Below are 19,370 nucleotides of genomic sequence, written 5' to 3' on the forward strand. Positions count from 1 at the left end.
CGAGGGCGCTCCAGCCGAAAGGCAACGATTTATGATTGGAGCGCTGATTTTACGTAAGAGGCGCCATCAGGATGGAACTCGTGTCTGGCGAGCAATAGACGTCTCAGGCGGGCCCTGAACGGCAGAAGAAGCAGGTAGGCAATTCCCAATGCCTTCAGCAGGGGCCAGTACGGCAACGGCATAGGAGACTGGATCAATGTGAGAAACAGGATCCAGCCAAGCACGGCGAAGACCACATGCCGTTCAAGGAAAAATCGGCCTTGGATATCGTCTCTGGCCCACCAGCGATATTTCCAGGGCAGTCGCCAGCCGAATGCCCGATAGGGCAGCCAGTGCCACACCGGCGGGTGTTCGCGCAGGCGCAGCATGAGTCCGCCGCGGAGCACGTCCAGGCCGTCGCGCAAGGTCGGGCTGCTCCGCCCCGGTTCGGCCAGATCCATCAGGGTGCTCAGCAGTTCGGCACCGCGGAACTCCCGGAAGCGGGCTGGGTAGGCCAGACGCATCAGCAGTCGGCAGCGACGCTCGTAGGTAGAGGTGACCTCGGGGGGCATCACATCCCCATCCCGGGCTGGAGGCTCAATCGGCGCTGAGCGGTGGCGGCCAAGCGCGTCAGGCGGGCGGTCTCCTCGGACAGCACCTGACGACCGTGGCCGGTGAGATCGTAGTAACGGCGATGACGGCCGGAAACGACCTCCTCCTTGACCACGATCACCAGTCCGTCGCCCGCCAGTCGATCCAGAGCACCGTAAAGAGTGCCCGCGCCAAGGCGTACACGTTCTTCGGACAGTTCCTGCACTGCTTTGATCACCCCGTATCCATGGAGCGGGCCTTGGGACAGGGCCAGCAGGATCAGGTAGCTCTGCTCACGTAGCGCCATAACTGATATATATCGTCATTCGTACTATTGGTTCAAGAGCCACCACTCCTGCCCAGCTCCAGGAGATGACTGACGTTTCTGTCCCGACACATAGACGACAGGTGATCTAGTGGCCCGTCTCCGGACGTTGACCGGGTATCACGACCGGGTGACCGGCTCTCTTCAGGTCTGGTTTCCCCAGCAAGGTTGTGTGACGGCCCACTAGGAAACATGGTCGACCTTGCGGGGGGAGCTCGTCGCGCGTGCTCATCCCGCTCTGAGGAACTGTTCGAAGGCTTCCCGTGCCAGCGCGGATACCCTCTTGCCCTCTTGCTCGGCGCGGGCCTTCGCACGTTCACGCAACTCCTCAGGAACTCTGAAGGAGACCCTTGGGGAATGTGTGCTCTCGCCTGTGAGCTATGGACGATTGGGGCGACCGGTAGGCACGGGTACACGCTCTTCGTCGATCGCGCGATGAACGTCGCTGATCGCGTCCCGTACGTACTCGTCCGTGATCAGATTGCCTTTGGCATCGTGGATCTCTTCGGAGTCGCTGTCGATATCGGAGTCGTGGTCCAAGGTCAGCGCTCGGAATGCTCTCGATCATGCTTCAGGGCAAGGCGTACGGCGAAGTAGACGACCAGGAACTGAACGAGAGCGCCGAGCAGCACGAAGAGCACGCCAGAGACACCAAAATTCATGATCTCTTCCTTATCGGTGTGATCAGGCGGTCCACCCTAGCCTACGCCGTCCACTATTTATCCCATGAAAGGTGTTGTTTTCAAGCCAGTGGTGCGGGCTGATTTCGGCCTCTACCCGTGTGCTCAGCGCGCCGGCGATCTTCTGATCGACATTCCGTGTGGCGTGTGCCAGGGATATCGCTTACCATCGCTCGTCATGACCAATGATGCGAGGCATGTCGGGAACAATTCGTTGCGTACGTCGGACGACACCGCCGTTGGATTTTTCACGTTCCTGAGCCTTGGCTCACTTGCTTTAGTCGCCGCGGCCTACCAGGTCCTCACCTACTCCTCAGAGCGCTACTTCCTCAAGGCGATAGCCCTCGGAATCATCGGTATCGGCTTCATGATGGCCGCCGCCGCTTGGGCGATCTACCGTCAGGCAAACAAACCAGTCTCCGACAGAGGCACTCGGCTCCGGGATGATCGTCCGAACGAACCTATGGAGCCGTAAAAGGTTGAGGTGAGATCAGATCTTCCCGCCTGCCACGTCCCAGGCAAGCCCGACATCACGACTCCTACGGACTGAGACCCTGTTAAGTACGGTGTCCCTGAGTTAGACGTCGTAGAGACAAAATGGCTCGACAAATAGTGAAGACCTGTGGATTGGTTTAGGTGCGTGGTTAAGTGGGGTCGTCGGTCTGCCAGGGGTAGAGGAACTGGTCGGGGCGCAAGTGCCATGCGTCGAGCGTGGTGATCAGTTCCTGTTCGTTGGCGATGGCCGCAGCCCGGATGAGCACGGCTCCGATGTCGTGGTCGAAGCCGGAGATGCGGTCGGCGTCGTAGTCCCAGTGCTGCAGATGGAACGCGCGTGCGTCGTCGGCTCGTTTCCATCCTTCGCGGCGGGCTTGGGTATCGGCCGGTGTGAGGACCGGAGTGATGCCGATGAACGCGCGCCGTTCGGGCCTTGTGGCTGAGACCTCGATGACCAGACGCTGTCCACGCCGTAGAGCGGTGAGCTTGTCGATGGGCCAGGAGCGCTCGCTGCTGTTCGGGCGGGATGAGGTACTCATGCGGTGGCCCTCCCGGTCGGTCGGACGGGGCAGGGACCATGGTAGGCATCGGGCGTGCCTTCCCGACCGACGTTGGCGTGTCGGTCATGCTTAAGATCTCACGTGATCATCGGGAAGGTACACCCCTTCCCGGCAGATCCTCAGGTTTCAAGCATTGCTCGCATTAATCCATTCTGGTCTTATGGTTGAGAGGTTTTCCCGCTAAGCTTCGAGGATGCTTAGTTGGGAAGCTTTCGGCTTAATCGGGGTCCCTGTCGCGTTCTTTTCCTTTCTCGTCTTCGCATGGGTGAAGGCCACTCGGCAAAAGCAGGTGCTCAGATATACGGATCCAATACGTGCGATGGAAATTACAGGGCGGGTCCGTCAGCTCAAGGTTCGGGGGCGAGAGGAGGAGGCCGTCCGCCTCGTTCACGAAGAACTGGCGATGGAAATCGACAAGGCTCGAAGCTGGGTGAAGAGCATCTGACGTTGATGGTAGGCAAACTATGCGGCGGAATATGACGTGATATGGCAGATGGTGCACTGCCACCCTTTTGTGTTTATCTGATCCTATGATCAGGTTCGACATGTCTGCCTCCCGACAAGGAGTGAACCATAGATGGAGGACTGGATCGATGAGCCGATTGTTGATCCGATCGTTTCGGAATCGGATCGGCAGAAGATCATCAGTATTCCCGTCCTCCTGCACGGATCATCTGAGCTTTCCCCGCGAACAAGGCAATTTTTTTACCGTCAGTGGTTCTATCGCTGGAGTGATCGGAGCTTTTCTGGCTGGTGTGGCCATCCAGTCCGATTCCCAGTATGCAGCCTTTGTGGCTGTTCTGCCCCTTATCATAGCTGGCCTCTTTGTCAGCAATGGACGCCCCGGTATCGCCACGCGACTGCAGCATCTCTATGGGGACTGCTACATAGTTCCGGCGGATCTAGATGACAATGCCTTGGGTCTGATCCGTCGTGCGCGGAAAGCGATTGATAGCGTGTCCGCATCCAGAGTAAATCGCTTAGGGATGCTTGACGACATAGCCAACGATGTCGTTCTTCCAGAGAAACTGTGGAGCATCGCCCGCCTTCTCCGAACCCAGGTGGCCTTACGGGCGGAGCAGGACGAGGCGATGAGTGAGGTGGTAACCCCCGAGTTGACGGCGATCCTCGCCCCGCAGCGGGAAGCCCTGAATCGTTCGATAGCCTCAGTCGTCAAACAGGTTGTTGAACTCGAAGATTATGCGAATCGCGTTCAGGAGGCCGACGCGGCACTTCGGGCTCATGAGCTGTTGAAGAGCAACGATAAATACCGAGACCTCTTGGCTCAGACCGACGATGCTCAGGGCCTTCGTAATCTCACTGAACAGGTCAATTTGCTCGGAAGCACGCTCGCCAAAAATTTGCGAGACGCGATTGACGCAGGCCAAACTCTAGCGACCCCGTAGGACATCGACGCAGTATGAATCAAGGCATACGTCCTTCCTTCGTACGGAGGCTTGAGACTTCGTTCCTAACGAAGGTACGGGCGCGTTATTTGGTTCGGTCGATGTGGCTGATGCCCCATGGTGGTCAGACGTTCGCGCAGTTCTGCCGGCAGCTCCATCCGGCATGTCCTTCAGCGGAGTCAACAATCGTCTGGACGAGTGGTTCCGAAATGATCAGCGCAAGGTGCTCTTTCCGGATCCCGGCCCCCCGGTGATCACGATGAAGTGTTCCGGGTCCGGCGACATGGCAGGTGTGGCCCTTCTCGGGTTCATGGGCTCGATGTTCTGGAGAACGGGAACGCCCAGGATCACTGCGTGACGAACGACCTGGATGCTCCGCCCGGCCGCACTGTACGTGAAGCCCGCAACTCGCCGATCGCGTCGGTGGTCACTCCGGGCCGACGTGACGCCCCTGCCCATTGGATGTCTCAGCCCCAATCCAACGGGCTTCGGTGGTGACCGCCGAGCAGAGTGCTGATGTCAGGCAGTCACATCACGTTCGGTGCTCATGTCCGCGGTGGGTAATCCCAGGGCTGCCAGGCCGGATTGGACCGCCTTCGATTCCTGATCGAGCAGACTGCGCGGCCTTGTGTCCTGGTCGGCGGCGATCCGGAAGCCGTCTCCCTCGAAGCGAGGGAGAACATGCAGGTGAAAGTGGAAGACCGTCCGGAACGCCGCTTTCCCGTCCGCGAGGAAAACGTTCACGCCCTCACATCGCAAACCAGAGCGCCGTAGAGCTCGGCCCATCCGATGGCCGATCGTCCATACGTGCGCACTCGTCCCCTCATCAAGGTCCCCCAACCTCACGGCGTGAACGCGTGGAATGACGCGCCGACGGAACCACACCGTTGAGGCGGGTGGCCAGCTCACGGCGGGTAGTGATGCCGAGCTCCGCGTAGATGCGCTGCAGATGGTTGTCGACGGTACGGACCGAGATGCCCAACTGTTCGGCGATGTCCTTTCTGGGCATCCCCTGCGAGACGAGCAGCGCGATCTCCTGCTGTCTCCTGGTGAGCCGGGTAGCGCTGCCCCCTGTGGTGAGGGCGGGAGTCCGAGCCCCCTCGCACCGGGCCGCGAGTAGCTGAGCGCGGAGTGCGGCGGCCTGGGCGCGACGGGAGTCACCGGCCTGCCGCAGGATTCCGGCGGCGACGCAGGCCGCCTCGGCGGCGAGGAGGTCGGCGCCGATGGTCTCCATCTCGTCGGCGGCGGTGAGCAGCCGGTCGGGGCATTCTTCGGCCCAAGCGGCGGCCAGGTGGGCTCGCGCCCGGTGGAATCGGCCGCCGGTCGCCTCGGCGATCTCGGCCAGCCGCTCCGCGGCCTCGCCCGCCCCTCCGAGCCGGACGAGGTCGGTCAGCAGGACGGACTCGAACGCGATCTGCCCGCGTTCCCGGGCATCCTGCGCCGCCGCGGTGAGGACGGCCCGGGCCTGGGAGAGCTCGCCTCGGACGGCGTGCAACCAGGCGACTCCCAACCGCTCCTCGGGTATGTGCACCGCGCACGTCAGCCGGTCGTACTCGGTCAGGGCCGCCTCGGCCGCCTGTAGGTCGCCCTGCAGGGCGGCTGAGGCGGCCAGCCCGGAGAGCGCCAGCGGCAGGAGGATCGCGGTGTAGGGACGTGCCGCTCGGACGAGCTCGGCGTACCAGCGGCGGGCCTGCCCGGGATGGCCCGCGAGCCACGCGGTACGTCCCAGTTGGAAGGCGAGGAGTCTCTGCTCGGGGCTCGGCAGGCCCTGGGCGAGCGTTCGGTAGGCCTGCTCGCCCACCGTCCGGCTCTCGGCCAGGTGACCGCTCTCCGTCAGAGCCAGCATGAGGATGGACTGGTGCGCCGCCTCGTGGGTGGTCATGGAGTACAGCTCGGCGTCGACGGCTGCGCTGACGGAGGTGGCGCGTCGGGCCCAGGTCACCGCCTCCTCACATCGGCCCAGGAACGCCAGCGTCGCCGACGTGGTCGTCACGGCGATCAGCCACGTCATCACATCCGGGCCTGGCCCGGAGTCCAGGGGGAGACGCGAGCACAGGGCGAGGCTGCGCGGGAACTCGCCCAGAGCGAAGCAGCCGGCGGCCTCGGTGGCGGTGAGCACCTGGTGGCCGGAAGGGCTCGCGACCCGGTGACGGGCAGCTTCGATGACCTCGCGGACCGTCCGCTGTGAGACCCCCAGTCCCCAGATGAGGTTCTGTACTCGCAGGCCCGTCACGAACAGCGTCTCCTGCTCGTCGCCGGCCAGCGCGGCCGCCTGCGACAGTACGGTCTCGGCCTGCTCGAACTCGCCCGCCTCGTACAGTGCCTTGCCCAGGAGCAACCGGTATTGAACGCCGTGCCATTCTTCGGGTACGGCGCGCAGGAGGGAGAGCGCATTGGTGTAGGCGCGCGTATGAATGGCCAGGGCCGCGGCCCGCATGAGCAGTGCCGGATCCGCCGTTCCGGTTGCCGCCAGCCGGTAGGTGGCCAGTCGCATCGCGTCCTCGCGCCGCCGGGCCCCACTTCTCTCCAACAGGGAGAGGTGGCGCAGCAGCGTTTTCCGGCCTCGGATCGTGGTGATGTCGGCGCGCAGCACCTCGCCGTAGAGGGGGTGCGCCAGCCGGACGGCGGTGCGCTGCCGTTCCCGGCCGATGACGATCAGTCCCGCCCGTTCGAGCTCGTCGAGTGTCCGGGGCTCGGCGTCGGCGGTGAGCTGAGCCACGGACAGCGGCTCGCACAGTGCCAGGGCCTCCAGCACGTCACGGCCCTCGGACGATGCCGTGGAGAGCCGGGAGCGGAGGAGATCGGTCAGGCGTCGCGTCCCCGGTAGCCGGCCCGGTGCCATCTCCCACAGCTCGCCGTCGCAGCTCAGGATCCCGCCGGTCATCGCTCCGGTCACCAGCTCGCGCAGGTAGAGCGGATTACCGCCGCTGGCGGCGAACATCTGGTTGACCGTGTTGCGGCCCACATATCCTCCGAGGACCTGTTCCAGCAGCTCCTCGACCTGCGAACGCTCGAAATCGACCAGCTTCACCTGTTGCACCGAGTCCCCGCACAACAGCGCCGCCACCGCCGCGCCGGGCGGCTCCGCTGAGCTCACCGAGCCGAGGAGGAAGATCACACCGACGTCCATCAGCTGCCTCAGCAGCACCACCGAGGTCACATCGAGGAGGTGGAGATCGTCCACTACGATCACCAGCGGAGCCGGGTCGGTTCCGGGCCGCGACAGTAGTCGCGCCACCGATGCGAACCCCGTGACCGGATCGGACAGGTCCGCCTCGGCGGGCAGCAGATGAGCGATGGTTCCCAGGGGAATCGAGGCAGCGGCCGCGGTGGCCACCGCACGGCCGATGCGCCGACCGGCTCCCTCCGCCCGTTTCAGGCACTCCTCGATCAGGCGGGATTTTCCTGCTCCCCTTGGCCCCAAGACGATGAAACCTCTGACCCGAGGGTCTTCCAGAGACTCGTCGAACTTGTCCAATTGCGATGCACGCCCCATGAGCGGCCATCGCCTCGGTAAGCCCTCCTGGCCCATCCCGTAGTACCTCCACCAGTCCTGCGTCCAGCGGCCTGGATGAATTCGTCGGTGTGCAGGCTCTGCAACAGGCACCGTTCAGGCGCTATGTCAGAAATATCAGGATATCGAAGGTGTTTCTTGGCCTGTCGCCGACCCGGCCGCAGAAGAATGGGGATATATGCCGACGATCACCTTTATTTTGGATGACCGGAATTTGCCGATATGGGGGAAACGCCGGAGATGGTGCGAGCACCGGCCGGAAATTGAGTAATCGTCACTCATGACTCCTCCCCGGCGACATCCCCATCCTGATGGACGAACCGCCGTCCGCCCGCGTCCTACGGCATGACGTCCACGGACCGGCGGTGAGTCCCGGGCCCACCGTCAGTGTGGACGGCCGCCCTCTTTTTTCGGCCCGGGCGGGAAACCGTCCCACCAATTACCGGAGGAGTCAGGGAAATGCTGTTCCGCCTGCTCGGAAGCGTTCGGATCGAGAACGCGAAAACATCCATCGGTGTCAAGTCGGCGCCGGTCAGGGGAGTGTTCGCGGCCCTCCTCCTGGAGGAGGGGCGATCGGTTTCCACGGAGCGGTTGATGAGGTCCCTTTGGGATGAATCTCCAGATTCGGCTAGAAATAACCTGCGCCTGTACATGGCCCGGCTGCGGAGCCAGTTGACGGCCTCCTCCTTGCAGGAGCGCTTGGTCACCCTGCGGGGCGGCGGCGGAGGATACCGCTTGCTCATCGAGCAGGACGAGGTCGATGTGATCAGGTTCAAGCGGCTCGCCGCCCAGGGCTTCGCCGAGTTGCGCGCCCGATGCACCGGTGCGGCCGAGGCGACGCTCAAGGAGTCGCTCAGCCTGTGGCAGGGGCCCGCCGGGCAGGACTGCGCGGCTTCCGAGCAGATGAGAGCCCGCTTCGCCGCCCTCGACGAACTGCATCTGACAGTACGGGAACGCCTGGTGGAAGCCAGGCTGGGTCTGGGCCGCACGCTCGACCTCGTTCCCGAGATCCTTGACATCCTGGCCGCGGCACCTTTCCGGGAGACCTCATGGGCACACCTGATGCGTGCGCACTATCTCGGCGGCAACGCGGCGGGAGCGATCTCGGCGTGGGCCTCCGCCACGGCGATGCTCAGCGATCATCTCGGCCTGGACCCCTCAGCCGAACTGCGTGAACTCCATCTTTCCGTCCTTCGCCGGGACGACGACGCCATCCGCGGTCCCTTCTTCCGCCACCGGAACGAGGAACCGGGTCCGGCGTACCCCGCCCCCGCGTGGCCGCGCCGGCCACTTTTCATCGACGGGAAGCCCGGCGCGAACTCCGCCGCCCCGGCCATGAGCCGCCACCCTGCCTGACCGGACACCGGCCGGGATCCTCTGCGGACCGGGCGGCGGTTCCGGTGAGCGTCAACCGGGCGCCTCACCGGCTACCTGTCGGCGAGAGGGCGCCGACCACCTTGCCGACCACGTCCGCCACGGGGACGTATCCGAAATGGCGGGAGTCCAGGCTCTGTTCCAGATTGTCACCAAGCAGGACGAGGCACCCGTCGGGGACCGAGGCCTCACCCGCCCGGCGGGGTACCGAAGCGGGGACGGGATCCCCCGGAACGGCGGCGACCCTCTTGACGACCCGGCTGGGGGCGGAGCCGAGAGAGGGTTCCCACGGGGGAACCGCCCCGCGCCGCCTGTCCGTTCCGACCGCGTCAAGACGCGCAGCATGCCGGATCCCGCCGTACGAGGGTGCCGCCACATACCCCGGGACGGCCACGATGTCGGCCACGACGACGTCTCCCGCCCGGATCCGGTCGGCGGGCAGGCGCCGTACCAGCACCTTGTCGCCGGACCGGTGGGTGGGATGCATGCTGGCGCCCGAGATGATCGCCACCAGGAGGTTCCGGCGAGCCCAGAACACCGCCGAGGCGGCACCGGCTGCGAGCGGCATGAGGATCAGGGCGGGCGGAGCGATCATCGACCGGCCTGTCCGGGAAGGACCTCCAGGTAGCCCTCGGCCTGCATGGAGAACAGGTCGGCGTAGGTGCCGCCGCGGGCCACCAGTTCCTCGTGGGTGCCGTGTTCGACGACGGTCCCCTCGTCGAGCACGACCAGCAGGTCGGCATCGCGCACGGTGTTGAGCCGGTGGGAGATCAGCACGTTGGTACGGCCCGTGCGGCGCTGCCGCAGCCTGCGGTGGATCTCGTACTCGGCCTCGGCGTCCAGGCCGGAGCTGGGTTCGTCCAGGATCATCAGGTCGTGTCCGGTACGCAGATGCGCACGGGCCAAGGCCAGCCGCTGCCACTGGCCTCCCGACAGGGTCACGCCGATGGCGCCGGAGGTGTCCTCGGTGCTGTCCTCTCCCTGCAGGAACAGCCGTGACAGCAGGGTGTCGTAGGAACGGGGCAGGCGGCTGACGAACTCGTGGGCTCCGGCGTCGACGGCCGCGGCGGTGACGCGCTCGCGATCGTGCAGGTGCTCCAGATCGCCCAGTCCGATGTTCTCGGCCGCGGTCAGGTCGTACTCCATGTAGTCCTGGAAGACCGCGCCGATGCGGGCACGCAGTTCGGCGGGGTCCAGCTCGCGCAGGTCGACGCCGTCCCACAGGATCGCGCCGCGCTCGGGATCGTACATCCGGCACAGGAGCTTGATCAGGGTGCTCTTGCCCGCGCCGTTCCGGCCGATCAGACCCACCGTCCGGCCGTAGGGGATGGTCAGGTCGAGGCCGCGCAGTGCCCAGGGGTGGTCGGGAGAGTAGCGGAACCAGACGTCGCGGAAGACGATCCCGCGTGCCAGCGGCGCGATCGCCCGGGGAGAGCGGGCGACGGGCAGGTCAGGTTCAGCTGCGACCACCTGCAGGTAGTGGTCGAACAGCAGCAGTTGACGGTGGCACTGGGCGAGGGTGTGCACCAGTGACACACTCGCGCTCTGCACGCCGCCCACCGAGGCGACCAGCAGCGAGATGTCACCGACGCTGATCCGGCCGCCGGCGGCGGCGAGTACCGCCCACAGCAGTGCCCCACCCGACACCGCGGCGCTCCCCAGGCCGATCAGAGCCTGGACGCTGACCTCGCGACGGTCCATGAGGCGGTTCTCCCTGTTGGACAGGCGCCGCTGGGCCGTCATGAGCTCACGCAGGTAGGTGCCGATGGCGAACAGCCGGATCTCCTTGGCTGCCTGGGCACTGGTCAGCAGGTCGCGGAAGAACATCTCCCGGCGTTCGATCGGGCTCAGCCGCCACGACAGACCGGCTCGGCGGCGGGCCATCGACAGCTCCACGGCCAGCATCGGCAGGACCGAGGCGAGGATCACCGCGGGCAGCCAGGGGGCGATGACCGTCAGCGACCCCAGGAAGCCCAGACCGGTGACGACGGAGCGGACGAGCGACAAGACGGCGGAGACCATCACCCCGGGGGTGGTGGCGCCGTGCTGCAGTGCCATCTGCATCCGGTTGAGGAAGACGGGGTCCTCGAAACGAGCCATGCCCACGAAACGCTCGGCCGTGACGAACAGGCGTTCCTGGGCCAGGAGTCCGACGCGGCGTTCGATCTCACGGGAGGCGTACTGGGTGACATGCGGTATCAGACCGGTCACCACGATCGTGACGGCGAGCGCGATACCTTTCCCCGCGATCGTGCCGGGAGAGGCTCCGGCGGTGATGTCGTCCAGCACCAGTTTGGTCAGCCACGCCGTCACGACCGGTGTCGGCGCGGTCGCCAGTGTGAGCGTGACGAAGACCGCGGTGAACAGCGGGCTGGCCTGCCAGCTCAGCCGTACCGCGACGATGATCTTCCGCATGGGTCAGACCGTTTCCAGGGCGGCCGCCGCGTCCTGGATCAGGGTGCCGGAAGCGCGGACGACGCCGCCGGGGTCGACGATCGCCAGTGCCGGATAGGCCCTGACACCGAGCGCCCCGCACACCGGCCCGCCATGGGTCTTCTCCACCACCACGGTGGCCACCGGTTCCAGCAGCGCGGTCTTCTCGGCCGTGCCGTCGGTGCCGACCACGAGGGCGAGTACGCGCTCACGGTCGGCGAAGGCCGGGGCGAATCTGATGAACTCGGGCAGCCGCTCCTCACAGGCGGGGCACCCGGTGGAGAACGCCGCCACGAGGGTCGGGGCATCGGAGAAGAAACCCTCATCGAGAGGCGTACCGTCCGCGGCGGTGGTACGGAAGGCGCCCAGCCGCTCTCCGGCTTCGCGCATGACCGGTGGGAGGCCGCCGGGCAGCGGATAACCGGCCGGGAGCGAAGCGGTCTGACGCGCCAGCAGTTCGCCCTGCGCGCGCAGCCTCCGGGCCACTCCCACGGTGAGAACGATGTCGAACGCGCACAGCACCATGACTGCGCCGACGAGCACCACGACGACATTCAACATGATCATCCTTAGTGGTTCCACGGTTACACGTTCGCCGTCGCCTGTGGTGGTCAGACGAGCGGCCGGAACAGCTCGGTTATGTCGTCGGCGAGCAGCACCAGAGCGGCCCCCGCCAGGCCGGTGACCGCCGCCGCCGCGACACCGGCCGGCTCCAGCGCGACGGACGCGGAGGCGGTGCCGAAGGAGAGCACCACCCCGGTCAGCGAGACGACGAGCAGCGCCCCGTTGTGGACGAGCCGCTCCGGCCCCACCGGCGTGGACGAAGGGCCGAAACAATTGCAGATCACGTGCCGGCGGAGGCGCACGGCCGTCGCGATCGCGATCGTGAACGCGGTCAGCAGCACCACCGCGATCACGAACCCGGCGCCGACCGTGGACGGAACGGCGAGCAGCAGGGCCGTGGCCAGCTCACCCGCGACGACCGCGGGCGGCACGAGTGCTCTCGGCACCAGGGGCAGGCGCGGTGCCAGTTCACCGGCGGCGGCGCGGAAGGAGGCGTAGGCGCCGCGGGTGCGCATCTTGCCCGCCGCCGAGACCACGAAGACCACACCGACCAGAAGCCGGCAGCAGACCAGGACGTATTCCATGGAGACCCCTAATCTGAAGAGGGCGCCGCGACTCTTCGCCAGTCGCGGCACCCGTCCCTCCCTGATGGAGGCGGTCACTCACATGACGGGTCCGGCCGGGGCGGCCCGGATCACCGGACGGCCCGGCTCAGCACACCATGAACGGTGGGCAGGGGGAAGGCGGGCACGGGTGGAGGGGGACGAAGGGCCCGTAAGGTGAGCTGTTCCCACCGCAGATCGGCGTGCCGCACGGCAGCGTCTCCAGTACCTGCGTCACACCGTCGCAGATCTTGACTCTCTTCAGGCCGATCGTGTTGTACGGGACGCCCCCGACGGGGGGGCAGGTGAACTGCTGCCACTGCTCGACGCAGGCCATCGCCTGCGCCTGCGTGCTGGGCACCAGGCTCTCCAACAGTCGGTCGGCGAACGACCGAACGGCTCGAACCATCGATTGACCTTCTTTCTCATGACGGCTCCTCTCTGCGAGGGAGCCGAACGCTGCGATACGGATCAATGTAGGAAGCTCTCGCATGGGAAGCGCATACACGCGGCATGCTCGATGGTCGCTCCCTGTGTATGCGGTAGGGCATGACAGCCGGCGTCACATCCGGGCACGATTCCAGGGATGACGGGGTCGCGTCCACGGGGGTGGTTTACGAGTTTCCCCAGGTAGTGGGGCGTGGCATCGTGAAATGAAGGCGGCCGGCGCGTGATCCTCGCCACGCTGATCGGGGCCGATCAGGGGCCTGCCAGGCGATGCCGGTCAGCGCTGAGCGGCACTACCGGCCGCCCTCCTCCTTGTCGGCCGCGGACATCACGAGCATGTCGTCGACGCACCTGCGCATCAGTTGCTCGAACTGAACGAGGTCCTGGTCGCTCCATTCGGCGAACGCGGAGTCGAGGAGCCTCTGCCGGGCCGCCTCGAGCGCGTCCGTGATGCGACGGCCCGCACTGGTGATCACGGCTTCCCTGACCCGTCGGTCCGCCGGGTTCGGACGCCGCTCGATCAAGCCGAGCTCGGCGAGTTTGGCCACCTGCCGGCTGACGGTGGTGTGGTCGCGTCCTGCCCGTTCGGCGAGTTCGACCACGCCGATCGGCCCGAACCGCCGGATCCCGACGATCAGTTTGAACAACGCGCGGTCGAGATCGATGTTCGCTTCGGCCATGAGGGCCTCGTCGCGTTGCGGCAGGTTCATGAGCGCGATCAGGTCGACGAGCGATTCATGCAGGCGCCGGAACGCGATGTGCCGGCGGTGTTGGGAAGCCATGCTCGCCACCGATGCCTTACGTGCCCTTGCGGACGGACGGGGAGGTGCCAAGGCGAGAATACCGGCAGCCTCCGGCAGGCCGATGGTGCCCGGCGGAGACGCCGCCTTCGCATGGCGCGGACGCTGATGCGGACGGCGAGGCGTGGCGGGGGCCGTGCCGTTCCCGCGATGGGTGATCGGTCACTTCAGGACCGGCGTGGGAACGGATGGCCACGACAATCCCTTCCGTGTAGACATGCTCATAATACACATAATTTTCCATCATCGTGACAGTGTGGTCGCAACACCTGGATCAGAACTTCTTTCATGTGCGGGAGGCCGTAAAAGACCAGCTCAAGACGCTTTTTTTGATAGCCGGAAAGTTGTCGGGGTGGCGTGTCCTTCAGGGGAGAGGGCTTGACGGCCGCCTCGGCTACGGAACATACTCCGTGCTAAATACACATAAATCTGGATCAGGCGGGATGGGCTGCCTGGCCGGTTGTCACCAACGGAGAGGTGAACCGTGGCACGCAACGAAGACCTTGATGTGATCATCTGTGGTTCCGGCGCGGCGGGATTGACCCTCGCCATCGATCTCGCCCGCAGGAACGTCGCCTTTCGGTTGATCGACAAGGCGCCGCACCCCTTCATCGGCTCACGCGGCAAGGGCATCCAGCCGCGCACCGAGGAGGTGTTCGAGGACCTCGGCGTGGTCGACCGGATCGTCGCCTCGGGAGGCGAGTATCCTCCCCTGCGCATCTACACCCACGACGGACCGGTCGACAAACACGCCGGGATCCTGCCGGAGCCGACGCCTGCCGAGCCGTACCAGATCCCGCTGCTCGTTCCGCAGTTCCTCACCGAGCGCCGGCTGCGGGAGCGGCTGACCGAGCTCGGCCACGCCCCGGAGTACGGCTGCGAACTCGTCGGCTTCGATCAGGACGCCGACGGCGTGACCGCGCGGCTCGCCGCCCCCGACGGGGAGCGGACCGTGCGAGCCGCCTACCTGGTCGGCGCCGACGGCGGATCGAGCTTCGTCCGCAAGGCCCTCGGCATCGAGTTCCGCGGGAAGTCCCTCGGCGTGCGGGCGCTCGTGGCCGACGTGCGGGTCGACGGTGCCTCGTCGCGCGTCTGGCACCGCTGGGGCAACGAGAAGCCCGAGCGGAGCGTCTCGCTGTGCCCGCTCCACGGCACCGACATGTTCCAGTACATGGCCCCGGTCCCCCTCGACGTGGACGTCGACCTCTCGGCCGAAGGGCTCACCGCCCTGCTCCATGAGCGCGGCGGTCAAGGCGACATCGTGATCCGCGAGGTGTCCTGGGCATCGGTGTTCACGATGCAGGCCCGGCTGGCCGACGCCTACCGGCATGGGCGCGTGCTCCTGACCGGGGACGCCGCGCACTGCCATCCGCCGACCGGCGGGCAGGGCCTGAACACGAGTATCCAGGACGCCTACAACCTTGGCTGGAAGCTCGCCGCCGTGCTCGACGGCGCGCCGGAGTCGCTGCTGGCGACCTACCAGGAGGAGCGCCGACCGGTCGCCGAGGCGGTCCTCGGCCTGTCCAAGAAGCTGCTCGAAGCGGCCAAGAACCGCGACATGCGCCGGGGGCGCGAGGTGACCCAGCTCGATGTCGGCTACCCGGACTCGCCCTTGTCGCTGACCGGCACGGAGCCCTGCAAGGGCGTGGCGCCCGGCGACCGTGCGCCCGACGCTCCCATCACCGGCGCGGGCGGGCTCGCCACGCGGTTGTTCAGCCTGTTCCAGGGACCGCACTGGACCCTGCTTGGCTATGAGCCCGGTGACGCCCCGGTCCCGGAACCGCGCGGAGGTCTGCGCATTCACGTCATCGGCGGCGACATCCTCGACACCGGAGGCCACGTCCGGAGCGCGTACGGGCTGTCGCCCGAGCAGTGGGCGCTCATCCGGCCGGACGGATACGTCGCGGCCGTGGCCGGCACCGCCGAACTCGGCGCGATCGAGGTCTACCTCGACGGCGTCGGCGTCCGTCCCGTGCGGTGACGCGTTTCCATTCGAACACGACAGGTCCGCGCCCAGACGGCGGAATCGCCGGTTCGGGCGACGCGGACACCGAGCGGTAGTCGCGGATCCCGGTGCCGGAACGACCCGAGTGCTTCACGGAAGCTTCACGATCTCGCTCGCACAAGCCACACGGCACGCCGGTTTCCTAGCGGTCATGGATAGCTCTCACCTCACGCGAAAACTCGTGGTCGCGACCCACGCCGGGCTGGTCGGGTCGCTGGTCGGCGCCACCGCCCTGCACATCGGATGGGGGAAGCAGGTGGACACCGTGCGGCACACGGTCAGCGACTACGCGCTGAGCAAGAACACTGCCGCGGTCTTCGCCGGAACCGTTGCCAGCCTCTCGGCGGGTTCGGCGGCGCTGCTCGCCGGACTCGTGCGGTCCCGGCTGCCGATCGGAGCGCCGGCGACCGCGCTGCTGGGCGTGTGGTGCGGCGGCATGACGCTCACCGGGATCTTCCGGACCGATCCGCAGGGCGGCGTCCCCACGGTCCGCGGGCTGACGCACCGATACGCGGCGGGCGGCGCGATCGCGACCCTCCCGGCCGTCGGGCTCCTGATAGCCCGGCGGCTGCAGGGCATGCCCGGCTGGGAGAGGAAGGCGCGGCCCCTGCGCCGCGTCTCCTGGGCGAGCGCCGTCGGCGGCCTCGCCTTCCTGGTCACGCACATGTCCGCCACGGCCGCCCGGCCCACCCCGGCCATGCGGGCGATCGGCGGCTGGCTGGGCCTGGCCGAGCGGGCGGCCCTGGCCCTGGAGCTGAGCCTGCTGTTCCAACTGGCCGAAGCGGTGCAGGTGAGCCGGGAGGAACGGTGACCTGGCTCGCCATCGGCCTGGCGCTGCTGAACGCGTGCTGCTTCACCGCCGGGACCTGGCTGCAGCACAGTGTCTCGGGGGACGCGCCGTCCCTGATGGCGGCGGCGCGGCGGCCCCGCTGGCTGACCGGCCTGGCGCTGCTGGCGACCGGGGCGATGTTCCAGGTCATCGCGCTGCGGCTGGCCCCGGTGACCGTGGTCGAACCGGCGGGCGTGATCGGGATCGTGGTGGGCGTGCTGCTGGGGCTGCGGGCGCGCAGCGACCGGTTGCGCCGGACTACCGGGTGGGCGCTGGCGGCGATCGTTGTCGGGACGGTGGCGTTCGCGGCGCTCGCCGCGCTGAACACCGTGGTCGTCCCGATCACCACGGGAGCGCTGCTCACAGTCGGTGCGGCGGTCTCCGCCGTGGTGGCCGGCTGCCGGCTTGCCACCCGCCTGCTCAACGGCCGGGCGAGGTTCCTGGTACTGGGAGTGGGCGGGGGTGTCGCCTACGGCTGCACCTCCACGTTCGTGCGGGCCGCCACGGAGCGGTACGCGGCGCACGGCGCCGACGTGGGACTGCTCGGCATCCTCATCGGTCTCGCGGCGGCGGTCCTCGCGGGCTTCTGGCTCGTGCAGCGCGCCCACGCCGACGGGCCGCCCGAGGGCACGGTGGCGAACCTCACCGTCACGGACCCGCTGGTCGCCGTCTTTATCGGCATCGGCGTACTCGGTGAGGCACCCGGCCTGACCTGGCCGATCGCCGGTCTCGGACTGGTCTGCGCCGCCCTTGCGATCGGCGGGGTGATCCGCCTCTCCCGCGATATCCCCACCGGCCCCGACTCACCCCAAGAACCTCCCTCCCGCGGCGCCTTTCACGACAGGAGCATCACATGCCCGGCGGCCACACCCAGCGCATCGTCATCGGCGCGGACACCTACCCTCCCGACGTCAACGGCGCGGCGAACTTCGCGCACCGCCTGGCCGTCGGGCTCGCCGAGCGTGGTCACGACGTCCACGTCATCTGCCCCGCCGCCCAGAACGCCGTATCCGAGCGCGTCATGCGCGGCGGTCCGACGGTCCACCACCTCGCCTCTTACGGCACCCCGTTCCATCCCGGCTTCCGCGTCTGCGTGCCCTGGCGGATCCGCGGAGCGGCCGCCCGGTTGCTGGACCGCCTCGCACCCGACGTGGTTCACGTACAGTCCCATTTCGGCGTAGGCAGGACGCTGACCGCCATCGCGCGGCGCACGGGCGTGCCAGTGCTGGCGACCAACCACTTCATGCCGGAGAACCTCATCGGCTACGCCCCGCTGCCCGGTCGGCTCGCCACCGCGATCGGCAGGCTGGCCTGGCGTGACTTCCTCCGGGTCTTTCGCCGCGCCCGAATCGTCACCGCGCCCACCCCTCGCGCCGTACGGTTGCTGCGCGAGCAGGGCCTGGACGGCACAGTCCTTCCGGTGTCCTGCGGGCTGGATCTGCGTCGCTTCGCGCAGTCTCCGGCGAGGAGGGCGGACGACGGACCGCGCGTGCTGTTCGTGGGCCGGTTGGACGCGGAGAAGAATGTGGACGTCCTCCTGCGCGCCCTGCCGCTGCTGTCCGAGCGGCTTTCGGTCACGGCCGAGATCGTGGGCGACGGCTCCCGCCGCGGCGAACTGGAGAATCTCGCCCGCGCGCTCGGCGTCGCCGACAGCGTCGTCTTCCACGGCCTCGTCGACGACCAGGAGGTCTTGGACGCCTACGCCCGCTGCGACGTGTTCTGCATGCCCGGTACGGCTGAGCTGCAGAGCCTCGCCACCATGGAGGCCATGGCCGCAGGAAAGCCCGTCGTCGCCGCCGACACCATGGCCCTGCCCCACCTGGTGCGCCCGGGAGTCAACGGACTGCTCTTCCCGCCCGGCGACGTCCCGGCGCTGGCCGCGGCCCTCGGCTCTGTGCTGGACGACCCCGTGACCCGGACGCGCATGGGCGACGCCAGCCGCGAGACCGTCGCCCGGCATGACATCGCGGACACCCTGGACACCTTCGAGAACCTCTACCAGGAAGCGGCCGAAACGCCCCGGCCCTTCCGGATCGCCCGGGACGGGGACAGGCATGAGCACCCAGCGCATTCTGGTCGTTGACGACGAGCCCAAGATTCGTATGACGGTACGCGGCTATCTGGAGGCGGACGGTTTCGAGGTCCTGGAGGCCCCGGACGGGCCGTCAGGCCTCGCCTCGGTCGCCCGCGAACAGCCCGATCTGGTGGTACTCGACGTGATGCTGCCCGGGCTCGACGGGTTCGAGGTGCTGCGCCGGATCCGTGTCACGAGTCAGGTGCCGGTGATCCTGCTGACGGCGCGAACGGAGGAGGTGGACCGGGTCATCGGTTTCACGGCGGGCAGTGACGACTACGTCACCAAGCCGTTCAGCGCCAGGGAGCTCGCCCTGCGGGCGCGGGCCATCCTGCGCCGGGCGGACGGCCCTGACCCTGCGCCGGAGGACCGTACCCTGCGTTTCGAGGGGCTGATCATCGATCTCGACGCGCGGATCGTCGTCGCCGAGGCCGGCCGTACGGTGGAGCTGTCCGCGCTCGACTTCGATCTGCTGGTGGTCCTGGCCCGCGCGCCGGGCCGGGTGTTCACCCGCCGGGGGCTGATCGATCACGCATGGGGCCGCGACTTCTTCGGCGACGAACGCGTGGTGGACGTCCACATCCGCACGCTTCGGCGCGCGCTCGGCGACGACGCGAACGCGCCCCGCTTCGTGGGCACGGTGCGGGCCATCGGCTACCGTTTCCTCGCCCGGCCCGCCGGATGAACCGCCG

The 19,370-nt window shown here is 67.2% G+C and carries 19 protein-coding genes and 2 pseudogenes; 9 read left to right on the top strand and 12 right to left on the bottom strand.

Translation table 11 applies throughout. The features are described from left to right. Nucleotides 1-29 precede the first annotated feature (29 nt). From ACFY3D_RS19745 to ACFY3D_RS19755, 3 genes and pseudogenes are all read right to left on the bottom strand, one after another. A complete protein-coding gene (locus tag ACFY3D_RS19745; protein ID WP_389981142.1) occupies nucleotides 30-551 on the bottom strand; it encodes a hypothetical protein in 522 nt (173 codons plus the stop codon). Further along, nucleotides 551-877, bottom strand: coding sequence for a helix-turn-helix transcriptional regulator (locus tag ACFY3D_RS19750; RefSeq protein WP_362902036.1), 327 nt, complete (start codon nucleotides 875-877; stop codon nucleotides 551-553). The genes ACFY3D_RS19745 and ACFY3D_RS19750 overlap by 1 nt, the downstream gene beginning before the upstream one ends. A gap of 246 nt (nucleotides 878-1,123) precedes the next feature. After that, nucleotides 1,124-1,243, bottom strand: a pseudogene (locus tag ACFY3D_RS19755) (hypothetical protein); the annotation flags it as partial. 378 nt (nucleotides 1,244-1,621) lie between these two features. Here ACFY3D_RS19755 and ACFY3D_RS19760 point away from each other — a divergent pair. Further along, on the top strand, nucleotides 1,622-2,050 hold the full coding sequence (locus ACFY3D_RS19760) for a hypothetical protein (protein ID WP_389981144.1): 429 nt from the start codon (nucleotides 1,622-1,624) through the stop codon (nucleotides 2,048-2,050). A gap of 169 nt (nucleotides 2,051-2,219) precedes the next feature. Here the strand turns inward: ACFY3D_RS19760 and ACFY3D_RS19765 are convergent, their stop codons facing one another. Then, nucleotides 2,220-2,609: a hypothetical protein gene (locus ACFY3D_RS19765; protein WP_389981146.1), complete on the bottom strand. Its 390-nt coding sequence runs from the start codon at nucleotides 2,607-2,609 to the stop codon at nucleotides 2,220-2,222. Nucleotides 2,610-2,823: 214 nt separating this feature from the next. On the opposite strand from ACFY3D_RS19765, the gene ACFY3D_RS19770 reads away from it, so the two are divergent. Together ACFY3D_RS19770 and ACFY3D_RS19775 are read left to right on the top strand one after the other, a co-directional pair. After that, complete coding sequence (locus tag ACFY3D_RS19770; RefSeq protein WP_389776060.1) at nucleotides 2,824-3,075, top strand: hypothetical protein; 252 nt, start codon at nucleotides 2,824-2,826, stop codon at nucleotides 3,073-3,075. Between the two features lie 148 nt (nucleotides 3,076-3,223). Continuing rightward, complete coding sequence (locus ACFY3D_RS19775) at nucleotides 3,224-4,036, top strand: hypothetical protein (RefSeq protein WP_389981148.1); 813 nt, start codon at nucleotides 3,224-3,226, stop codon at nucleotides 4,034-4,036. A gap of 519 nt (nucleotides 4,037-4,555) precedes the next feature. Here ACFY3D_RS19775 and ACFY3D_RS19780 read toward each other — a convergent pair. Together ACFY3D_RS19780 and ACFY3D_RS19785 are read right to left on the bottom strand one after the other, a co-directional pair. Further along, nucleotides 4,556-4,945 (bottom strand): HIT family protein, encoded by a 390-nt coding sequence (locus tag ACFY3D_RS19780; protein ID WP_389981150.1) that lies wholly within the window; start codon nucleotides 4,943-4,945, stop codon nucleotides 4,556-4,558. Then, nucleotides 4,863-7,568 carry a LuxR C-terminal-related transcriptional regulator gene (locus tag ACFY3D_RS19785; RefSeq protein ID WP_389981151.1) on the bottom strand — a complete coding sequence of 902 codons (2,706 nt, stop codon included), beginning with the start codon at nucleotides 7,566-7,568 and terminating at the stop codon, nucleotides 4,863-4,865. The genes ACFY3D_RS19780 and ACFY3D_RS19785 overlap by 83 nt, the downstream gene beginning before the upstream one ends. Before the next feature lie 441 nt (nucleotides 7,569-8,009). Between ACFY3D_RS19785 and ACFY3D_RS19790 the strand changes: the two are divergent. Together ACFY3D_RS19790 and ACFY3D_RS19795 are read left to right on the top strand one after the other, a co-directional pair. Then, nucleotides 8,010-8,261, top strand: a pseudogene (locus ACFY3D_RS19790) (winged helix-turn-helix domain-containing protein); the annotation flags it as partial. A 24-nt stretch (nucleotides 8,262-8,285) separates the two neighbouring features. Then, complete coding sequence (locus tag ACFY3D_RS19795; RefSeq protein ID WP_389981442.1) at nucleotides 8,286-8,906, top strand: BTAD domain-containing putative transcriptional regulator; 621 nt, start codon at nucleotides 8,286-8,288, stop codon at nucleotides 8,904-8,906. A 64-nt stretch (nucleotides 8,907-8,970) separates the two neighbouring features. Here ACFY3D_RS19795 and ACFY3D_RS19800 read toward each other — a convergent pair whose 3' ends face one another. From ACFY3D_RS19800 to ACFY3D_RS19825, 6 genes are all read right to left on the bottom strand, one after another. Further along, a complete protein-coding gene (locus ACFY3D_RS19800) occupies nucleotides 8,971-9,519 on the bottom strand; it encodes a S26 family signal peptidase (protein WP_389981153.1) in 549 nt (182 codons plus the stop codon). After that, nucleotides 9,516-11,339, bottom strand: coding sequence for an ABC transporter ATP-binding protein (locus ACFY3D_RS19805; protein WP_389981155.1), 1,824 nt, complete (start codon nucleotides 11,337-11,339; stop codon nucleotides 9,516-9,518). Before ACFY3D_RS19805 ends, ACFY3D_RS19800 begins: the two co-directional genes overlap by 4 nt. 3 nt (nucleotides 11,340-11,342) lie before the next feature. Then, a complete protein-coding gene (locus ACFY3D_RS19810) occupies nucleotides 11,343-11,918 on the bottom strand; it encodes a hypothetical protein (protein ID WP_389981157.1) in 576 nt (191 codons plus the stop codon). Between the two features lie 50 nt (nucleotides 11,919-11,968). Beyond that, nucleotides 11,969-12,505: a MauE/DoxX family redox-associated membrane protein gene (locus ACFY3D_RS19815; RefSeq protein WP_389981159.1), complete on the bottom strand. Its 537-nt coding sequence runs from the start codon at nucleotides 12,503-12,505 to the stop codon at nucleotides 11,969-11,971. 127 nt (nucleotides 12,506-12,632) lie between these two features. Next, nucleotides 12,633-12,932: a hypothetical protein gene (locus ACFY3D_RS19820; RefSeq protein ID WP_362513327.1), complete on the bottom strand. Its 300-nt coding sequence runs from the start codon at nucleotides 12,930-12,932 to the stop codon at nucleotides 12,633-12,635. Nucleotides 12,933-13,263: 331 nt separating this feature from the next. Further along, complete coding sequence (locus ACFY3D_RS19825; RefSeq protein ID WP_389981162.1) at nucleotides 13,264-13,752, bottom strand: MarR family winged helix-turn-helix transcriptional regulator; 489 nt, start codon at nucleotides 13,750-13,752, stop codon at nucleotides 13,264-13,266. A gap of 502 nt (nucleotides 13,753-14,254) precedes the next feature. Between ACFY3D_RS19825 and ACFY3D_RS19830 the strand changes: the two genes are divergently transcribed. The 4 genes from ACFY3D_RS19830 to ACFY3D_RS19845 all read left to right on the top strand — a co-directional run bounded on the left by ACFY3D_RS19830 (nucleotide 14,255) and on the right by ACFY3D_RS19845 (nucleotide 19,363). Beyond that, nucleotides 14,255-15,751: an FAD-dependent oxidoreductase gene (locus ACFY3D_RS19830; protein ID WP_389981164.1), complete on the top strand. Its 1,497-nt coding sequence runs from the start codon at nucleotides 14,255-14,257 to the stop codon at nucleotides 15,749-15,751. 175 nt (nucleotides 15,752-15,926) lie between these two features. After that, a complete protein-coding gene (locus ACFY3D_RS19835) occupies nucleotides 15,927-16,586 on the top strand; it encodes a DUF998 domain-containing protein (RefSeq protein WP_389981166.1) in 660 nt (219 codons plus the stop codon). An 871-nt stretch (nucleotides 16,587-17,457) separates the two neighbouring features. Beyond that, on the top strand, nucleotides 17,458-18,687 hold the full coding sequence (locus ACFY3D_RS19840) for a glycosyltransferase (protein ID WP_389981168.1): 1,230 nt from the start codon (nucleotides 17,458-17,460) through the stop codon (nucleotides 18,685-18,687). Continuing rightward, a complete protein-coding gene (locus ACFY3D_RS19845) occupies nucleotides 18,659-19,363 on the top strand; it encodes a response regulator (RefSeq protein ID WP_389981170.1) in 705 nt (234 codons plus the stop codon). Before ACFY3D_RS19840 ends, ACFY3D_RS19845 begins: the two co-directional genes overlap by 29 nt. Nucleotides 19,364-19,370 lie beyond the last annotated feature (7 nt).

The sequence above is a fragment of the Streptosporangium sp. NPDC000509 genome (assembly GCF_042898365.1).
Classification (GTDB): Bacteria; Actinomycetota; Actinomycetes; order Streptosporangiales; family Streptosporangiaceae; genus Streptosporangium.